13 protein-coding genes and 2 pseudogenes are annotated in these 18,280 nt (G+C 39.4%); 6 read left to right on the top strand and 9 right to left on the bottom strand.

Features of this window, described 5'->3' with window-relative positions; translation table 11 throughout:
• Window positions 1–8: 8 nt before the first annotated feature.
• The gene (locus NDQ71_RS21550) at window positions 9–218 is read right to left on the bottom strand and encodes a hypothetical protein (protein WP_064664854.1); all 210 of its coding nucleotides are present in this window, start codon (window positions 216–218) and stop codon (window positions 9–11) included.
• A 152-nt stretch (window positions 219–370) separates the two neighbouring features.
• Here NDQ71_RS21550 and NDQ71_RS21545 point away from each other — a divergent pair, with 152 nt between their 5' ends.
• Window positions 371–3,421: an FAD-binding and (Fe-S)-binding domain-containing protein gene (locus NDQ71_RS21545; RefSeq protein ID WP_301562705.1), complete on the top strand. Its 3,051-nt coding sequence runs from the start codon at window positions 371–373 to the stop codon at window positions 3,419–3,421.
• Between the two features lie 73 nt (window positions 3,422–3,494).
• Here NDQ71_RS21545 and NDQ71_RS21540 read toward each other — a convergent pair whose 3' ends face one another.
• Both NDQ71_RS21540 and NDQ71_RS21535 read right to left on the bottom strand, forming a co-directional pair.
• Window positions 3,495–4,685, bottom strand: a complete 1,191-nt coding sequence (locus tag NDQ71_RS21540) for a cation:proton antiporter (protein WP_301562704.1) — start codon at window positions 4,683–4,685, stop codon at window positions 3,495–3,497.
• A complete protein-coding gene (locus tag NDQ71_RS21535; RefSeq protein WP_192540129.1) occupies window positions 4,686–5,897 on the bottom strand; it encodes a tyrosine-type recombinase/integrase in 1,212 nt (403 codons plus the stop codon). It lies immediately after the preceding gene.
• Window positions 5,898–6,038: 141 nt separating this feature from the next.
• On the opposite strand from NDQ71_RS21535, the gene NDQ71_RS21530 reads away from it, so the two are divergent.
• Window positions 6,039–6,602, top strand: coding sequence for a YSC84-related protein (locus NDQ71_RS21530; RefSeq protein ID WP_064664858.1), 564 nt, complete (start codon window positions 6,039–6,041; stop codon window positions 6,600–6,602).
• A gap of 120 nt (window positions 6,603–6,722) precedes the next feature.
• On the opposite strand, the gene NDQ71_RS21525 is transcribed toward NDQ71_RS21530, so the two are convergent.
• Together NDQ71_RS21525 and NDQ71_RS21520 are read right to left on the bottom strand one after the other, a co-directional pair.
• Window positions 6,723–7,781: a patatin-like phospholipase family protein gene (locus tag NDQ71_RS21525; RefSeq protein ID WP_301562703.1), complete on the bottom strand. Its 1,059-nt coding sequence runs from the start codon at window positions 7,779–7,781 to the stop codon at window positions 6,723–6,725.
• Window positions 7,782–7,854: 73 nt separating this feature from the next.
• A pseudogene (locus NDQ71_RS21520) lies at window positions 7,855–8,727 on the bottom strand (alanine:cation symporter family protein); the annotation flags it as partial.
• A 64-nt stretch (window positions 8,728–8,791) separates the two neighbouring features.
• Between NDQ71_RS21520 and NDQ71_RS21515 the strand changes: the two are divergent.
• Window positions 8,792–9,103 carry a transposase gene (locus NDQ71_RS21515; RefSeq protein WP_201608430.1) on the top strand — a complete coding sequence of 104 codons (312 nt, stop codon included), beginning with the start codon at window positions 8,792–8,794 and terminating at the stop codon, window positions 9,101–9,103.
• A complete protein-coding gene (locus tag NDQ71_RS21510) occupies window positions 9,049–9,981 on the top strand; it encodes an IS3 family transposase (protein WP_201608432.1) in 933 nt (310 codons plus the stop codon). The genes NDQ71_RS21515 and NDQ71_RS21510 overlap by 55 nt, the downstream gene beginning before the upstream one ends.
• A gap of 13 nt (window positions 9,982–9,994) precedes the next feature.
• Here the strand turns inward: NDQ71_RS21510 and NDQ71_RS21505 are convergent.
• A pseudogene (locus NDQ71_RS21505) lies at window positions 9,995–10,531 on the bottom strand (alanine:cation symporter family protein); the annotation flags it as partial.
• Between the two features lie 210 nt (window positions 10,532–10,741).
• Between NDQ71_RS21505 and NDQ71_RS21500 the strand changes: the two are divergent.
• Window positions 10,742–11,602: an EamA family transporter gene (locus NDQ71_RS21500; RefSeq protein WP_301562702.1), complete on the top strand. Its 861-nt coding sequence runs from the start codon at window positions 10,742–10,744 to the stop codon at window positions 11,600–11,602.
• Window positions 11,603–11,621: 19 nt separating this feature from the next.
• Here NDQ71_RS21500 and NDQ71_RS21495 read toward each other — a convergent pair whose 3' ends face one another.
• From NDQ71_RS21495 to NDQ71_RS21485, 3 genes are all read right to left on the bottom strand, one after another.
• Window positions 11,622–12,605 carry a patatin family protein gene (locus NDQ71_RS21495; RefSeq protein ID WP_192541054.1) on the bottom strand — a complete coding sequence of 328 codons (984 nt, stop codon included), beginning with the start codon at window positions 12,603–12,605 and terminating at the stop codon, window positions 11,622–11,624.
• Between the two features lie 276 nt (window positions 12,606–12,881).
• Window positions 12,882–13,874, bottom strand: coding sequence for an LLM class flavin-dependent oxidoreductase (locus tag NDQ71_RS21490; protein ID WP_192541053.1), 993 nt, complete (start codon window positions 13,872–13,874; stop codon window positions 12,882–12,884).
• A 226-nt stretch (window positions 13,875–14,100) separates the two neighbouring features.
• A complete protein-coding gene (locus tag NDQ71_RS21485; RefSeq protein ID WP_192541052.1) occupies window positions 14,101–14,859 on the bottom strand; it encodes a rhamnogalacturonan acetylesterase in 759 nt (252 codons plus the stop codon).
• 676 nt (window positions 14,860–15,535) lie between these two features.
• Here NDQ71_RS21485 and NDQ71_RS21480 point away from each other — a divergent pair.
• Window positions 15,536–18,250, top strand: coding sequence for a TonB-dependent receptor (locus NDQ71_RS21480; RefSeq protein ID WP_192541051.1), 2,715 nt, complete (start codon window positions 15,536–15,538; stop codon window positions 18,248–18,250).
• Window positions 18,251–18,280 lie beyond the last annotated feature (30 nt).

Raw genomic sequence — 18,280 nt, 5'->3', positions numbered from 1 at the left:
AAACAAGTTTAGCGGGCGAGTTTTTTATCTAAAAATGCACATGATTTAGTCAAGGCTTTTTGACATAGTGCCAGATAATAGCGTGCTTTTGGATAATAAAATGAAAAGCACATTAACCCCGCAATAAAAAATATCAGTGACGGACCAGGCACAAGCGCAAAAAATAATCCCAGCAACATACATAGGCTGCCAATAAATAATAATAAACATTTTTTCATTTTAAAAGTTCCGTGCAATTAAGCTTACTAACATCAGTATAGATAATCTGGTTCTTATTACGACAAAAAGAGTGTTACAAACTGTGAAATCTTCAATTTCTATTGCGCTTTAGCATGATATAATCTAACAAATGCCTTAATTTATCACCGTCATGATAGCAACAATAAGCCAACAAGATGCCGCGACCGAGTTAGTCGCAAGTTACCTAAAAACAATAACTAAACAAGGGTTTACTGGCGATACAGATGCAAGTTACGGCACTCGTCTAACCGCATCAACCGACAACAGTATTTACCAACAATTACCGCAAGGTGTTATTTTTCCAAGAACCGAAAAAGACATTCAAATTGCCCTGCAAACTGCAGCTCAAGACCCTTTTTTATCGTTAACTTTTGGCCCTCGCGGCGGTGGTACCGGAACCAACGGTCAGTCTTTAACACCGGGTATTGTTGTTGATTTATCGCGTTACATGCGAGAAATTCTCGAAATAAACGCTGAAGAAGGCTGGGTTCGTGTACAAACAGGGGTTATTAAAGATCAACTTAATGACTTTTTACGCCCGTACGGTTTCTTTTTTGCACCTGACTTATCAACCAGTAACCGCGCAACCATTGGTGGCATGGTTAATACAGATGCATCCGGGCAAGGTTCATTAGTGTATGGCAAAACCAGTGACCATGTTTTAGGCCTAACAACCTACTTAATTGATGGTACACCAATGTCGACCAGCCCGATTGAGATTGAAAAAGCCAAACTCATCGCCGAGCAAGACACCACAATCGGAAAACTATACGCTACGGTTTTAGATATTTGCTTATCAGATCGAGATGCGATTTTAGCCAAGTTTCCACGTTTAAATCGGTTCTTAACGGGCTATGACCTAGAACACACACTAAGTGAAGACTTACAAACTTTTGATATGAGTCGGCTAATAACAGGCTCAGAAGGCTCACTTGGTATCGTCACCGAAGCAAAACTTAATATTACGCCTATTGCTGAATTTAAAACCTTGATCAATATTAAGTACGATAGCTTTGATTCTGCACTGCGCCATTCACCATTTTTAGTTGTTGCACGGGCAACGTCTGTTGAAACCGTTGATAGTAAAGTGCTTAACCTTGCACGCCAAGATATCGTTTGGCATTCAGTATCGGACTTAATAACCGATGTTGCAAATAAAGACATGCAAGGGCTCAATATGGTTGAGTTTAATGCGGTGTCAGTTGACGACATAAAAGACAAAGTTGAAAGCTTATGTAAATTACTCGATGATTGCGTAGCACAACAAAAAAATGGCGTGATTGGCTATCAGCTTACCAGCGATAAAGCAGACATCTTAAAAATTTACGGCATGCGTAAAAAGTCAGTTGGCTTATTAGGTAATGTAAAAGGCACACAAAAACCACTGGCGTTTGCGGAAGACACCGCAGTTCCTCCGGAAAATCTTGCTGATTTCATCGTTGAATTTAGAGCCTTACTCGATAGCCATAACTTGCAATATGGTATGTTTGGCCATGTTGATGCAGGCGTATTACATGTACGCCCAGCACTGGATATGTGCGACCCAGAACAAGAAAAATTATTGCGTGTGATCTCCGATTCCGTTGTAAAACTGACGGCTAAATACGGCGGCCTAATGTGGGGTGAACATGGTAAAGGCTATCGTAGCGAATACGGCCCTGAGTTTTTTGGGGAGCATTTGTTCAATCAATTACGCCGTATAAAGGCTGCATTTGATCCAAACAATCGCATCAACCCAGGTAAAATATGTACACCTATCGATAGTGATGACTCACTAGTTAGCGTTGATGATCAAAAGCGTGCGTGGTTTGATAAGCAAATCTCAGTCGATATAAAAACCAGTTTTAACAATGCAATGACCTGTAATGGTAATGGTATTTGCTTTAACTACGACGAAAAATCACCAATGTGTCCATCTTATAAAGTCACGGGTGATCGCCGCTATTCACCAAAAGGCCGCGCGAGTTTAATGCGCGAATGGTTACGTTTACAACAAACTAAAAATATAGATTTATTAGATGTAGAAAAAGAACTCAACAAAGGTGAAGTGATCACCTGGTGGGAGCGTTACCAACACAGCCGCGATAAGAAAAAAGGCATATACGATTTTTCTCACGAAGTAAAAGAATCTATGGATGAATGCTTGGCATGTAAAGCATGTACAACAGCCTGCCCAATTAAAGTAGATGTACCAACTTTTCGCTCACGCTTTTTAAATTATTATCACAGTTATTATGCACGTCCACTAAAAGATTATTTAGTCGGTAATATTGAAAACAGCGCACCTGTTATGGCAAAGTTTTCAAAAATAATAAACCCAATAGTCAAGACTAAAATTGTTGGCGCGTTGATCAAAAAAACGGTTGGCTATGTTGATACACCACTGCTTAGTACGCCTTCACTTAAAAAGCGTATCAAGAAACAACATCAATTTAATTTTCAACAACTACGCGCACTTACACCCGAACAACAAAATGATTATGTGTTGATTGTGCAAGATCCGTTTACCAGTTTTTACGAAGCTGAATTGGTAGAAAGTTTTATACAGGTCATTTCCGCTCTGGGTAAAAAGCCAATTCTATTACCATTTTTACCAAACGGGAAGCCGCAACACGTAAAAGGCTTTTTGCATGAATTTAAAATTACCGCTAAAAATGCCGCTGCGTTTTTAAATTCATTGTCAGAAATAAATGCCCCTTTGGTAGGTTTAGATGCATCATTAGTCATGTGTTACCGAGATGAATATAATTCTATATTAGAAAATGACCGTGGTGAGTTTGAAGTGTTACTTGCCCATGAATGGTTAGCAACACAATCGTTTAAACCGCTGGCAGATAAAGTAACTAGCGATGCAACGTTTACTTTGTTAAGCCACTGTACTGAAACAACCGCATTACCAAAAGCGGCAAATGTTTGGCAAACAATTTTTTCAGATTTAGGTTTAACACTTAATACTACGGCAACCGGTTGTTGTGGCATGGCGGGTACTTATGGCCATGAAGCGCAAAACCAAAATAACTCGCGGGCATTATATGAAATGAGTTGGCAGGGTGTTGTAGAAAAAAATAAACCTGAGCAATTATTAGCAACAGGATTTTCTTGTCGTAGCCAAGTTAAACGCTATGAGAAATTCAAACCTAAACACCCGATAGAACTGCTAGCCGATAAGCTGATCTCATAACAGTTAATTTAATATAAATAAAAATGCCGTACTCTTTTAAAAAGAAGTGCGGCATTTTTTTAGAATGTGATTTTTATTTTAAATAACTATCAGCAATAGGCTTAGTACTCATACCATGAATAAAAACACTAAATAAAATAGTGGTCATAGCAATTGTAGCTATAAGGTATTTATTTTCGATGCTGCTATCGATCACCATCAAAGTAAACACGATTGACGCTAAACCTCGCGGACCAAACCATGCAAAAGTAAAACGTTCTTTCATTTTTAATTTAGTAAATTGTAATGACAACATCACAGGGATAATTCTAATCAGCGTTGTACTGAGTAATGCAAATACAACAAGTGCCCATGACAATTCTGGCAGAACTAAATAGCTGCACACAAAACCAAATAAACACCAGATCAACAAACCAGTAAAGTCAGCTATGTGCTCACTATCTTCAACGAGTTTTAAGCGTAAAGTCAGATCAGTAAATCTATCAAAAATTAATCCAGCAACAAACACCGCAATAAAACCACTGCTATGTAAACTTTGTGCAATCGAAAAAATGGCCATTGCCATGCCAACCACTAAAAATGGGCTCGTGTTATTTGAGAAATAATGACGTTGCATTGCAAATTTAATCGCGGGAATGATCAATCCCATCGCAGCAATTGCAACCAGAATAGCCACGCCTAATTCACGTGCAAAAACAAGGATAGTATCATAAACCGAAAATGCAGATGCCGGCTCTTTTGCTAACAACATCAAGACTAAAAATATCGGCACACATAAACCATCGTTTAAGCCACTTTCAGTATTGATCCCTTCGCGAATTTTTTCAGGCACCGCACTGCTATTTAATAATCCTTTACTAAGCGCCGCATCTGTCGGCGTTAATATTATTGCCACCAGTGCTGCTTGAATAAGTGTGAGCTGTGTAAACATTAAACTCGCAATAATAATTCCAGCAAACAAGGTAAGTGGTAAAGCAACAAAAAGTAATAGGCTAGGGTATTGAAAGCTGTGTTTTAAAACCGTCAGTTTGGTTTTTGCAGCATCAGTAAATAAAAATATGCTCAGTGTTAATTCTATTAAAGGTAATAAATGATCTAAGTCTCTGGTTAAATGAGCCGTTTTACTTGGGAGAAAAATCCCGAGCAACGCACCGATAATAACAAAAAACATAGGTCCGGTAATTTCTGCTCGCTCGAGTTGATGCATAGATAATGAGTAAATTAAAAATGCTAAACCCACAACGGCTAATACAATATATTCCATTTAAACTTTCCTTTTAAGCCCAGATTTTGCACGCTCTTTGATATTGGTTTGAATATATATTTGATCGGTAGTGGCAATTTTTGCATGCCCTAAATCTTCCGATAAATGTTTTAAAGGGCGAGTTTGTGCATCATGGGTTGCACCAGTATGTCTTAGCCAATGCGCAGTCGCGGATTCTAGTTGCTCGGCATCATCCGTAAAACCATCATCAAGTAAAGATTGTTTTGCTAAATCAAAACTTTGTTGTACTAAACGGCGAATTTGTCGAACAGTCATACCACCTTGGCCGCGAATTTTATGTACCAATGGTTCAGCCTCATCAACACGGGGCAGGGCTGGCAACCCTCGATATAATCTATAACGTTTTAAATAAGTTACAAAATCTTCACTGAGTGTGACATCGCGTAATTTATTTCCTTTACCCATGATCCTTAAAAACCAAAAGCCATCATTATCTTGCCAAAAATGAGACATAACAGGCGACCATTGTGGCCGCTCTGATAGTTCTGAGATCCGTAAATAAAGGCCTTTTAAACAGGCTAAAGTAAATAAATTACGTTCTAGATCTGGAACTTGCTCACATTTATCACGGGTGACACCAAATACATATTCCCATTGAATATCGCTTAAGGTATCAGGAATTTTTATTTGTGATTGCACAACTAAATAAGGGCTGTTCTTTTTAACAACCGGTACAAAGTTAGCAAAGGTTTTTTCTTCTAAAATAGCAAACTTATAAAAAACATTAAGTGCTGTGAACATAGCTGCTAAAGTTTGCTGGCTGGCAATCGATTCTTTGAGCATAAAAGGGCGCCAATTTTCGTTTAATCTACGGATCCCTTGCTCATCTTTATAACGCCATTGCACCGAAGTCATGGTCCAGCGTTTATCGGGTTCAACCATAAAATCAACATAGGCTTCGATGTCTTCACGCTTTAATTCAAATACTGACTTTTCAGCAACTAACCAAGACCATAAATAAAAGCGCTCGAGTTCGTTACGGAAACGGTTATAGGTTGCTTCTGATTTTCGACCATATACATATAAAAATTGGTACAAAAATACTAATTCTTGCTTAGATTCAGCGACAGTCAAGCCAACTTGCTGTATAAAGGAGGCAAGTTCTGGGTATTCTGATTGCAATGTATCATCTTCAAGATGGGCAATTTGATACCGTAATTGTTTTAATGTATCGACCAAAGCAACAAGCATAATATAGTTATTTCTAATAAAATAAAGTAGTTACAGTTTAACTATAAAGTCCGATACTGTCTAGTATTGGACTTAGCGGTTCTATAATTGTGAAGCTAATTAGATAATAGCAAAGCAATGTTGTTGGTTTAAGGAAAGCATATGAAAAAATTAATTGTTTTAAGTTTAGTCGCACTCACATTAGTACTGTCTGGTTGTGCTACAACAGGTAGTGCTTCGCCAACTGAAAAGCGTAATCTAGTGCAAAATATGCGAGCGGATACACTGAGTAAATTATACAAAGAAAAACCAGATGTTAAACAACAAATTGCTAATTCTGCAGGCTATGCCGTATTTGATAATGCCAATGTCAATGTTGTTTTAGCCAGCTTTGGCGGCGGCTATGGTGTGGTAAAAAATAACTTAACCGGTAAATCGACCTATATGAATATGGGTGAAGCCGGTTTAGGGTTAGGATTAGGCGTTAAAGATTTTAATGTAGTGATGGTTTTTCATAATCAAGCCGCGTTAAACCGTTTTATTGAACATGGTTGGGCCTTCGGTGGTAATGCCGATGCCGCTGCAAAGTATCAAGATAAAGGTGGCGCCGTAGTTGCCGAAGCCATTGCCGATCAAGTAACCGTTTATTCTTTAACCGAAAGTGGCCTCGCACTGCAGGCCGTGTTAAAAGGCACTAAATTCTGGGTAGATTCTGAGCTAAATTAACCCTAAAAAACCTTCTATAAGTGGGCTAGTTCGTGTGATTACGCCCACTTTAATTTATTTCACACCATTTAACATAACGTAATTTATGGGTTGTTACAGTAAGCCGTAATAAAAAATAATTCATATCCTTAAACTGTCAATTATTTTCAAATCAATTTTCTGGTTTGATAAGTTTTTATCAAACGCGTCAGCTAATTTTTCAGTTTCGCTAAACACGGTTCGCCAATATTTAATTCGCGTGTCGGCGTCGAGATCAGTGAAGTCGTTTCTGTCGGGGATTTTTCCGTAAGGTAAGCCGGCGATGAATTGTTTTGATGGGGTGATCATTACTACGTTGTCGTAGTTTTGTGAAGCGACTTTACGTTTTAAGCTTTTATCAAACCACCCTGCTTTTGGTTCGCTATTAAAATGCGGGTATAAAATTAAACCTGGGTTGTTAATTTTTAAATCAAAATGGTAATCAACAATGCCGCCATCGCGATACATGCCCGCTGGCGCGCCGGTAATATTTTTTATACCTTGCATAACTAGCGGGATTGAGCCAGAGGCTAATAACGCATCTTTTAAATTATCTTTGTTTAAATCTAGCTGTGTAGTTTTAAATTGATAGCTGTCTTCAAGGGCTAAATCACTATTAGGCGCTTGAAAAATAAAGCGTTCGTATTGTTTATTTAAAAAGCGCCGGTTTACGCGATTGGTTAAATAACTTTTGCTCAGGCCCAATAGCTGTAATGCTTTGAGTTCACTTGCTACTAAGCCATTTGATTTTGCGACAATAAAATGTGCTTTAAAAATGGGGTTGTTGATTATCTCTGTCACGCCATTATTGCCAAACACCTCTTCGAGTAACGCACGGGCTTTAGTGGTTATTTCTTGCGGTGTTGGTTTATTACTCGAGTAACGCGTTTCACTATACGATTTAGCTAAACGTGAAATGGCGGCAACGGGATCATGTTGTGAAAAACACGCTGCTCTAAATGCTCCCGCCGACGAGCCGATCAAATTCAGTGGTGATGATCGGTGTTTAAAAAACTCACCAAAAATATACTTATCTAAACCAAATAAAGTAAACCATTTAGGGCCACCGGATGCCCCTAAAAAGCTGCTAAAAAGGTCGGGGGTAAAGCCCTGCTCAGTTATTATTTTTGCTGCAGTGTTACCTGCATAAATATCAATCATGAAAATACTTCATTATTTTTAATCATTGGCAAAGTGAATATTTATGCAAAAACATTCACTTTAATCGTTATATTTAGTGCCAAATTCCCTGCTCGGTTTTACCTTGCACAAGCACATTTTTTGCATTAAATTCAGGTTCAATCCCTTGGGCTCGTTGCCTATTATAATCGTCTGTGACATTTAAAATAGTCGGGGTGAGCAATATTATGGCAATTACATTGACGACTGTCATTAAACCAAGGGCAATATCGGCTAAGTCCCATACTTCTTTTAATGTGGCAGATGCGCCCCACATCATCATTGATAAGTATAAAAGTGTGTAAATACCACGCCCTAGTTTATTATCGAGCTTAAACAAATGTAGATTACTTTCGGCGTAGGCATAGTTGGCAACCACTGAAGTAAAAGCAAATAAGCTGATAGCTGCGGCAACAAAATACACACCACCTTGTGCTAAATGCGCGGTCATTGCCGCTTGTGTTAAACGAATGCCTTCCATCTCACCGCTAATATCTACATCAGCCAGTAAGATGATCACCGCGGTACAACTACACAACACGATGGTATCAAAAAACACCCCAAGCATTTGAATATACCCTTGAGTAACTGGGTGATTTGGAATAGGCGACGCACTGGCTGATGCATGCGGTACACTGCCCGCGCCAGCCTCATTTGAATAAAGGCCACGTTGAATACCATTTTTTATCGCTGCGCCCATTGCGCCAGCTCCCGCCTCTTGCAGGCCAAAAGCAGATAAGAATATATCCTTTAACATAGCGGGTACTTGGGTGACGTTAATCAAGGTAATAATCACTGCAGCCAGTACAAATATAATGCCCATAATAGGCACCACTCGCTCAGCAAAGCGGGCTATCGCTTTAAAGCCGCCAAGAATAATTGAACCTGCAAGAACAGTGATTACTATTCCTGAATAAAATGTCGGTATGTAGTGGCATAATTAAATTGGACAACTGCTAAGAGGCTATACTAACCCAAAGAAGGAAAATAGTATGACCAACAAACGCAACCAATATACCCGAGAATTTAAATTAGAAGCGATTAGCTTAGTCACTGATCACAACCGCACCATACCTGATGTGGCAAGCTCACTGGGTATTGGCAAATCTACCCTGCAGAAATGGCTAAGTCAGTACCGTCAAGAAATGAGTGGCCAAGCGCCTAAAGTCGGCAACGCTTTAACGGATGAACAGCGCGAGCTTCAAGAATTGCGTAAGCAGGTTAAGCGGCTGACTATGGAGCGCGACATATTAAAAAAGGCTTCTGCTCTGCTGGCCTTGGACAGCCTGAACGGCTATCGCTGATAAGCAAGCTTGCAGAGCAAGACAAACAGGCCAGTAAAAGCCTTTTATGCAAGTTGTTTGGGGTATTGAGGAGCAGTTACTACTATGGACTAAAGCCCAAGCCCATCAGCCTTGAAGCCGTCAAAACTAAAGCATTAGTCCGCCAAATATTTAACGACTCAAAGCGCTCAGCAGGCGCTCGCAGCATTGCCGCTATACTAATGAATGAACACGGCATCAAGCTGACCCGTTATATGGTAGGTAAACTTATGAGCAGCATGGGGCTTAAAAGCTGTCAGTTAAAGACGCATAAATACAAGCACTGTGATGAAGAACACAAAGCTCATGACAACATACTGAACCGTAACTTTAGCCCCACATCGCCCAATCATGTCTGGACAGGTGATGTCACTTATGTTCGCATTAAAGGCGGCTGGTGCTACCTAGCTATCGTTTTAGATTTATATGCTCGTCGTATTGTTGGCTTTGCTGTATCAGATTCGCCTGACAGTATGCTGACAACCAAAGCGCTGCAGATGGCGTATCAGTCGCGCTTAAAGCCAAGTGGGGTGTTGTTTCACTCTGATCAAGGCACCCATTACACTAGCAAGAAGTTTGCTGAATCCGTGGCAAGTTGTAATGGCATGAAGCAGAGCATGAGCCGAAAAGGTAACTGTTGGGACAACGCGCCAACTGAAAGGTTCTTCAGGAGCTTTAAAACAGAATGGATGCCAAAGGGCGGTTATGAGAATATTGCTGAAGCTCGGACTGCCATTATTGATTATATTTGGGGCTATTATCAGTCAGTGAGACCACACCGTTTTAATGATTATTTAACACCGCTAGAAAAAGAGAAACGCTACTTTAACAAAAACCTCTTATCAGGTGTCCTAAATTAGTTGACCACTACAGTATTTCAAAAGCGAAATTAAGCGCATCGGTTATGGTGTTGGTTTGCATTGCGCTGAACGTAAAGCCATATCCTAAAAATAAGCATAGAGCGAAGGCGATAGCGAGGCTGCGACTGCCTATTCCTTGTTGAATATAATAAGCGGGGCCGCCTCTAAATTCGCCTTGGCTATCGCGTACTTTATACACTTGGCCAAGTACGCTTTCGGCAAACCCTGTGGCCATGCCTAATATGGCAATCACCCACATCCAAAATATCGCGCCGCTGCCACCTAATGATATTGCCACAGCAACGCCAGCTAAATTACCCGTGCCAACCCGAGCACTTAATCCGGTACACAATGCTTGAAACGAACTAATGTCGTTTTTATCACATTGGCTACTGCCTTTGAGCAGACTGAACATGTGTTTAAATTTAAAAATTTGAATTAGTTTTAAACGTACTGAAAACCAAATACCGGTGAATAGTAAAATGTAGATCAGTATTTGCCCTTCGCCCCAAAGCAGATTATTTATCCTGCCTACGATCAAATCAAACATGTTTGCCCTTTTATTGTTGTTAAATATAGAGAGAATACTAATTCTTAAATTTAGAATAATTATTTAGTCACTACTTTATCTAGCTGATATAAATTAGCAAGGGTTGGCTGTATTAAATCTCTATTTAAGTTGCAAAAATGCTATTTATCACAAATTAACAGGCAATAGCTTGATATACTAATTCCCTGCTCTTTAACTGATATATGCGTGATGGCAACAACTTTTGGTGTATTAGCTATTTTTTTATGGGGTGCATTAGCACTACTGGGGAATTTAACAAAGTCGATACCTGCTTTTCAGCTACTGTTTATGTGCTTTGCTGTGTCGTTTTTATTGTTATTTATAAAGAGGGTACTCACTAAGCAGCCTCTTTTTACCCCTCCCTCACTGAGTAAAACACAAACAATCATAGGTATTATTGGTCTATTTGGTTTTCACTTTTGCTATTTTATGGCGTTAAAATATGCTCCACTTATTGAAGTTAGCCTAATTGTGTATTTATGGCCGTTGCTACTAGGTGTGTTTATTGCTAACTCATGCTCTAGAATAAATGCAATCATCGGAGGGTTCGTCGGTTTTATTGGCATTGTATTGTTGATAACCTATGGCAGCGGGATCAACATTAGTAGCCAAAACTCATTAGGCTATTTATTCGCGGCTAGTTGCGCACTATTGTGGTCAAGCTATTCATTTTTGATGACACGCTTTGATAATCATGTGGACGATATAGGCTGGCTTTCACTTTATGTAGCACTCTTGGCGTTGTTAGCACACTTGTATTTTGAGCCAACTCAGTTGAATTTTTCAAGTGCTGAAAGTATCGGCGTTATACTACTAGGAATGGGCCCTGTAGGCGGCGCATTTTACTTATGGGATAGTGCATTAAAACGAGGTAATAAATCACTACTTGCGTCATTAAGCTTTTTAACGCCGTTACTCTCTACAGTCATGTTGGTTTTTGCTGAACAAATTAGTTTTTCGTGGTCTGTTGTTGTTGCTCTGGTATTTGTTTTAGCAGGTGCTGCAATTAGTAATTATCGGCGCGCTGAAATCGTAGAAAGCGCCCGTTAACCATTGTGTTACGGCTTTATTATCCGTAACACGGTTGAGTTGTTTGATGAGACGAATATTGCTGGGTTAAATAGCTATTACCTGCCGCCAAGCCTAATTTATAATCATGGCGTAAGTCACTGTCTGTGCTGCCTAATAATTTGCTATGTAGTTTGCTGCCCGCAAATATTTGGATTAGTTCAAGATCCTCTGGTGGGTTTGCCATAAAGTTTAATTCATCTAAATATGCTTGCTCATGCTGTAGTAAATAGTCAATAGTTTTAGGGCAATAACCTGATGCACACACAAACGCTTTTAGCTTATTAACCCAAGCAGATTGAATGGGTAGGCAGGCATCAACTGTACGAATAACGACAATTTTTCGCGCACCACGATTATAAGCCTCAATAACAGGCAGAGGTGCAGCAAGGCCACCATCTAGAAAGAAATCATCTGTTACAGCTGTACTTTGTAGGCTCGCAAACTCTTCATTGGCAGCAACTTTATCAAGCCAAGGCGTTAAGCTAACACCTTGCTTATATAAAAACGGTAATGCACTTGAGGCTTTTAATAATGCTCGCCATTGTTTATCTTCACCAGTTGGCGTTAAAAAGTAAGGCTTTCTATCTCTTGCATTAGTCGCTGTGATCAATAACTCTCTTGCACCTAAACTTGTTTTAGCCGTTTTGAAATCAATAGCACGATTAAACTCGGTGGTTTTATCAAAGTACCAATCAAGATCAACAATACTTTTTCCAAGTAGACCTCTGCCTAATTGAAAAAATCGTTTATGCCTTGATAAGCCTCTTATAAGGCGTTTTGCATAACCTTTTTGTCGTGCTAAAAAACTGGTTAAATTTTGCGAGCCGGCTGAGGTGCCAATAAATAAATCGAATGGATCATAATTGTGTTCAAGCCATGCATCCAGTACACCCGCTGTAAATATTCCTCGTTGCCCCCCACCCTCTGCAATCAATGCCGTTTTATTGAAAGATTGCGTGGTTGTTGAGTCTTGAGGTTTCATTGCCGGCCTTCCTTTTGATGAGTAACTGGGTTTATGCCTTTATTTTAATGAATTTTATTCAAACGTTAAAATTGATTGTATAAATCACAGTGATTAATAAAACCGAACAAAAACGACGAATTAACTTAATTAATTAAGTTGTCTATTTCTATAGGGTCTTTAAAAATATAGCACCCAACTAGAGCGTTTGCTCTAGTTGGTAAAGGTAGGATAGCAATAGCAATATGAGCCGTTGCTTAATTTTAGTTAACGAGAGCAACTTTTTTGAATGAACATTTATTTTATCGCCATTAGGATTTCAAGGGCACGATGTCTATCTTCACTTTCATATAAATCATTGGTAAAGATAAATTCATCTACGTTTAGCTCTTTAGCAATCATACTAAGTTTATGGGCAACTGTGATTGGGCTACCGATTACCGACAGTCCTAAAAAGTTTTCAACCTGTGCTTGCTCTTGCGCACTCCACAAGCCATCCATTGTTTGCACAGGTGGTTTTAACCATAAGGGATCACCACGTAATAAGGCTAAAATACGTTGTTTTGAGGTGGTTGCTAAAAATTGTGCGTGTTCATCAGTATCTGCTGTTACAACAGGGAGTCCTAACATGACATGTGGCTTAGCTAACACTTTAGATGGTTTAAATTCACGACGATACAATGCAATCGCATCATAAACAAAACGCGGCGCAAAGTGCCCTGCAAAGGCATAAGGTAAGCCTCTTTCTGCCGCAAGCTTTGCACTGTATAAGCTTGAACCTAATAACCATATTGGTACATTGGTGTTTTCACCTGGGATCGCCCGAACCGGGTAGCTACCATCATAAGGGCCAAGTAACGTTTGTAGCTCTGTCACTTCATCAGCAAAGTTTTCAGCGCGACGTTCATCCCGCCTTAGTGCACGACTGGTAATATGATCACTACCCGGTGCACGACCCAGCCCTAAATCAATGCGCCCAGGGTAAAGGCTTTCTAATGTACCAAATTGTTCAGCAACGACCAATGGCGGATGATTGGGTAACATGACTCCGCCAGCACCAACGCGAATATTATTTGTTTTCCCAGCTATATGGCCGATTAATACTGACGTAGCGGCGCAAACAATACCTAGCATATTATGGTGCTCTGCCATCCAAAAACGCTTGAAACCTAACTCATCTGCTTTTTGAGCATATGCTACGCTGTTAGCGAGTGTTTGTGACACGCTTTGGTGTTCTTTCATTGGGCTTAGCTCAAGTAAAGAAAAAGGAATTGCAGATAACTCAGCCATACATACTCCTATCAGAGTCTGATAAATTTATTTAAATCATCACTTAGTTATGGGACTCCACGAGGCACAATTCAATGCTAGATTCAGCTAATAGAAGAATATGTTATACGAAATTAGTTGGCTATAAATAGAGATTGTTAATAAAGGCTATAAATAAGTCGCAAAGAAACAAAAATACCACCAGTTCACTAAGCGTAAATGGTGGCTAAAGTTTAAGGGAAGTTTGTTATCTTAAATGTTTAGGATCTGGAGTACGTAACATATTTACTAATGGGTGATTGAGCTTACGTAGTTCAGCTAAAACCAGTTGCGCAACTTCACGCGCACCAAGCTCATTAAAATGGGTATTATCATTTACACCTTTTGGATAATTAGGGTGTGCATTTTCCTCAAGTTGCATAAAACGTAAGCGGGAGTTGAGCTCACCAAGGCTTTGAAAGTACTGCTGGGTTACCCGATCCATATCAATGAAATCAACGCCACTTTGTGCCGCTACTTCACGAACTAAATCAGAGTAAATTGGGTGAGTTTCTTTAATATTGCCAGCATCGTCAAAATAACGTCTTGTTACTGGCGTCATTAAGATCGCTTTGGCTTTTTTAGCGCGTACATCAGCAATAAAATTCAGCAAATTTTGTTTATATTGCTGTGGAGGCGTATAGCGATCGCCTTTTTCTTTTGACTGGTCATTATGGCCAAACTGGATAATAACGTAATCACCCACTTTTAGGTCTGTTGTGATCTGTTGCCATAGCCCTTCTTTAATAAATGTCCCTGTGCTACGGCCATTTTTAGCTAAATTAATCACGCTTACTGATTCATTGAAAAAGATGCTAAACGGCATTCCCCAGCCAGTTTCTGGGTAATCTTTAATTTCTTTAATTGACATGGTTGAATCCCCTGCCATAAAAACCTGTGTTTTATCTGTAGCCGACATACACGAAAAACTCACCATGATAAGTATTGTTATTAATAATTTAGCCATATCTATCGCTCTATTGTGTTTGAATAATTAACGGTTAGCTAGTCATCGGTTATATTTTTTATTAGAAATAAATATCGGTAGAGCTAGCCATTTTTTAAACATAACACCAACCGCCACCGGTGGCAATAACGTTATATAAATCAACGTTAATTAAATTTTAAGCTTTAAGCTCGTCTCTTTTTTCACCAATGAATATGTAAAAAATACATTAAATATGTAACTTTTAATGTTTGACATTGTAATTTAGAACAGCTAACTTGAAATTTATGCCACCGGTAGCAAAGTAATGTAATAAAATAAACAGGATGTTGTAATTTAACTTTTAATGATTAAATTCAGATGGTTAAAGTTATTTTTATTTCATTACTTTAGATTAACGATACGTTGCTGTATCAGCAGAATTTTTATGAAATGGAGAATAAAGAAATTAATCGCGTATTTATTAAAACGCAATTTTGGCTTTAGCAATCATCAAGCTAGTTAAATAAAACGAACTATAAAAGCGAGCAACCAGCGTCATTGTTTAAAGGAATACTTTTGGCCTCTATGGTGCAGCTATACAGCAGGAGCTAGCAATAATTTGATGAATACAAGCAAACAAAAAATTAGCGTTAAAAATAAAAACAGCACTGACATTAACAGAACAACATGACTGTAATATCGAGGAACACACACAATGAAGACAACAAATAAATTCGCTTTAAAGCCCCTCAATTGCTTGATCAGCGCACTACTGTTGGGCACTACCTCTTATGCAATGGCGGCTGATGAACAAGAAAATGCAACAACTAAAGCCGAAACTGACATTGAGTTAATTCAAGTAACCGGTTTTAGATCATCGCTAAACAAGTCTCTCGCTACTAAGCGTTTTGAAGTAAATACCACAGAGTCTATTGCTGCCGAAGATATTGGTAAGTTTCCTGATCTGAATATTGCTGAATCATTACAGCGTATTCCTGGTGTTGCTATTTCCCGCGAAGGTGGCGAAGGACGCCAAATTACCTTACGTGGTTTAGGTCCTGCATTTACACGTACGACTTTAAACGGTATGGAAGTGCCCGCAAGTACTGATGGCACAGATTCTGGCGGTGGTGTAAATGGGGGTCGTGCTTTTGACTTTAATATATTTGCTTCTGAATTATTTAATCGTGTTGATATTCAAAAAACGCCAACCGCGGCTACCGAAGAAGGCGGCATTGCCGGTACTGTTGATATGTATTCTGCACGGCCTTTTGATTCAACCGGTTTTCATGTTGCAGCATCCGCGCAAGCAGGTTACAACGACCTAACAGAACAAGTAGACCCACGCATGGTGTTTATGGTCAGTAACACATTTGCTGATGATACTATTGGCGCTTTATTTTCTGTTGCCAAATCTGAACGAACCGTACGTCAAGAAGGTTTTGGTACGGTACGCTGGACTACGCCGGTACTTGATGGTGGCGGTATATACGCAGATACTGCTAATACTGAAGTAATTGGCACACCCAACACCGGTAATTGTGAATTTGAAGGGCAAAGCGTAGATCCAGTAAACTGTTTATATACCCCTCGCCTGCCTCGTCCTGATTTTTTTGGGAATGAACAAGACCGCTTAGGTTTTACCGGATCTTTACAATATGCCCCAAATGATGATCTCGTTCTTACCTTAGATACATTACATTCGACACTCGATAATGACCGTACCATGTACAACTTTTTCGAGATGTTTAGAAATACATTCAGCGAAATTACCCCTGAATCAATTACAGTTGCTGATAACGGTAAACAAATCCAAGCAGCGACATTTAATGGTGTAAAATCTCGCGTAGAAAGCCGTCAACAGATTTCAAAAACAAAGTTCCAACAATATGTCCTCTCAGGCAAGTATCATTTATCTGACTACCTAACCTTAGATGCCATGGTCGGCACAGCTGAATCTGATGCCCGCTCTGAGCAATATCGTTATAACATGACTAACAACACGCCACATAGAGTGTCGATGGATTTTGGTACCGCAAATAATACTGCCGTTATGGATTATGATTACGACACCTTAGATGCAAATTCGTTTGATTTAGCGGATGGCCGCTTGCGTGCCACCGACGTATTAAGAGAAAACGATACAGCGAAGGTTGATTTGTCATATCAAATGGACATGATGAATATAAAAGGCGGTATTGCTTATAATGATAGAACTGTTAGCTATGATGAGTCCCAAATAAATGGCTTTCCTGATCAAGATTCCGCAGCTGGATTTTCTCAACTTATGCCATATGATGATTTTGGCACAGGTTACGATGGTACATTATCGCCGTTTCTAGTCGCTGATTTTGATGCCATAAACTCACAATTGTTAGTAAAAGAATGGATACCGCGCAGCGCACAAAGCTGGAAAGTTGAAGAAGAAACCATGGCAGCGTATATCGAGACAAATTTTGAATATGAAATTTCTGATATGTTGTTACGCACCAATGCCGGTGTGCGTTATGTTAAAACTGAAACAACATCAACAGGTTTTATTCAAACAGATCCAGTAACAATCGAAAATAGCTACGATAATGTTCTACCAGTACTGAATTTAGCCCTTGATGCAACAGACGATGTGATTGTAAGGCTCGGTTTGTCTAAAACCATGACACGGCCAAGTTTAAGTTCGCTCAATCCCGGCAATCCTTCGTTTTCTTATTTAAATGGTACTGTGAGTGCAGGTAACCCATTTTTAGACCCATTTACCTCTACCAATACAGACTTTGGTGTTGAATGGTATTTTGAGGAAGAGTCATTACTTGCAGCAACTGTGTTTTATAAAGACATTGGCTCGTTTATAACCAGTGACACAGAAGAAAAGTTAGTCGATCCAGCCTACTTACCCTTTATAGATAATGATCCGCAGTATGACCCATCAAGTGCATTAGATCCACGCACTACCCCATACACTCATTATGTACCGGTTAATGGTGATGGTACCGTTATTAAAGGGCTTGAGCTTATTTACCAACAGCCTTTTTCGTTCTTACCTGGGTTCTTGAAAAATACCGGCCTTGTATCTAACTATACCTATGTTTCTGCAGGAGAAATTACAGGGTTGTCTGAAAATTCATATAACTTCACCTTGTATTATGAAGTAGAAGACTATGGCATACGTGCCTCAATGAATACTCGTGATAACTATATTACTGATTACACAGGTAACAATGGTAACGCAGAAGAAGCAACAACAGGACCAACGCACTTCGATCTATCGGCTTTTTATAACATCAATGAGAATGTCACTATGACATTTGAAGCAATAAATCTCACAGATGAATATGAACGCCTTTATACCACAGGCGATGGTACGTTAGATTTACCGCGTGAATATAACCATACCGGCCGCCAGTTCTTCTTGGGTATCCGCTATAACCTATAAAACTCTTTTCAATGCTAATTCCCCCTAAGG

The organism is Pseudoalteromonas sp. KG3, from assembly GCF_030436385.1.
In the GTDB taxonomy this organism is placed as follows: domain Bacteria; phylum Pseudomonadota; class Gammaproteobacteria; order Enterobacterales; family Alteromonadaceae; genus Pseudoalteromonas; species Pseudoalteromonas prydzensis.
The sequence above is the reverse complement of the archived record's forward strand: the minus strand, read 5'-3'. Positions and strand labels throughout refer to the sequence as shown.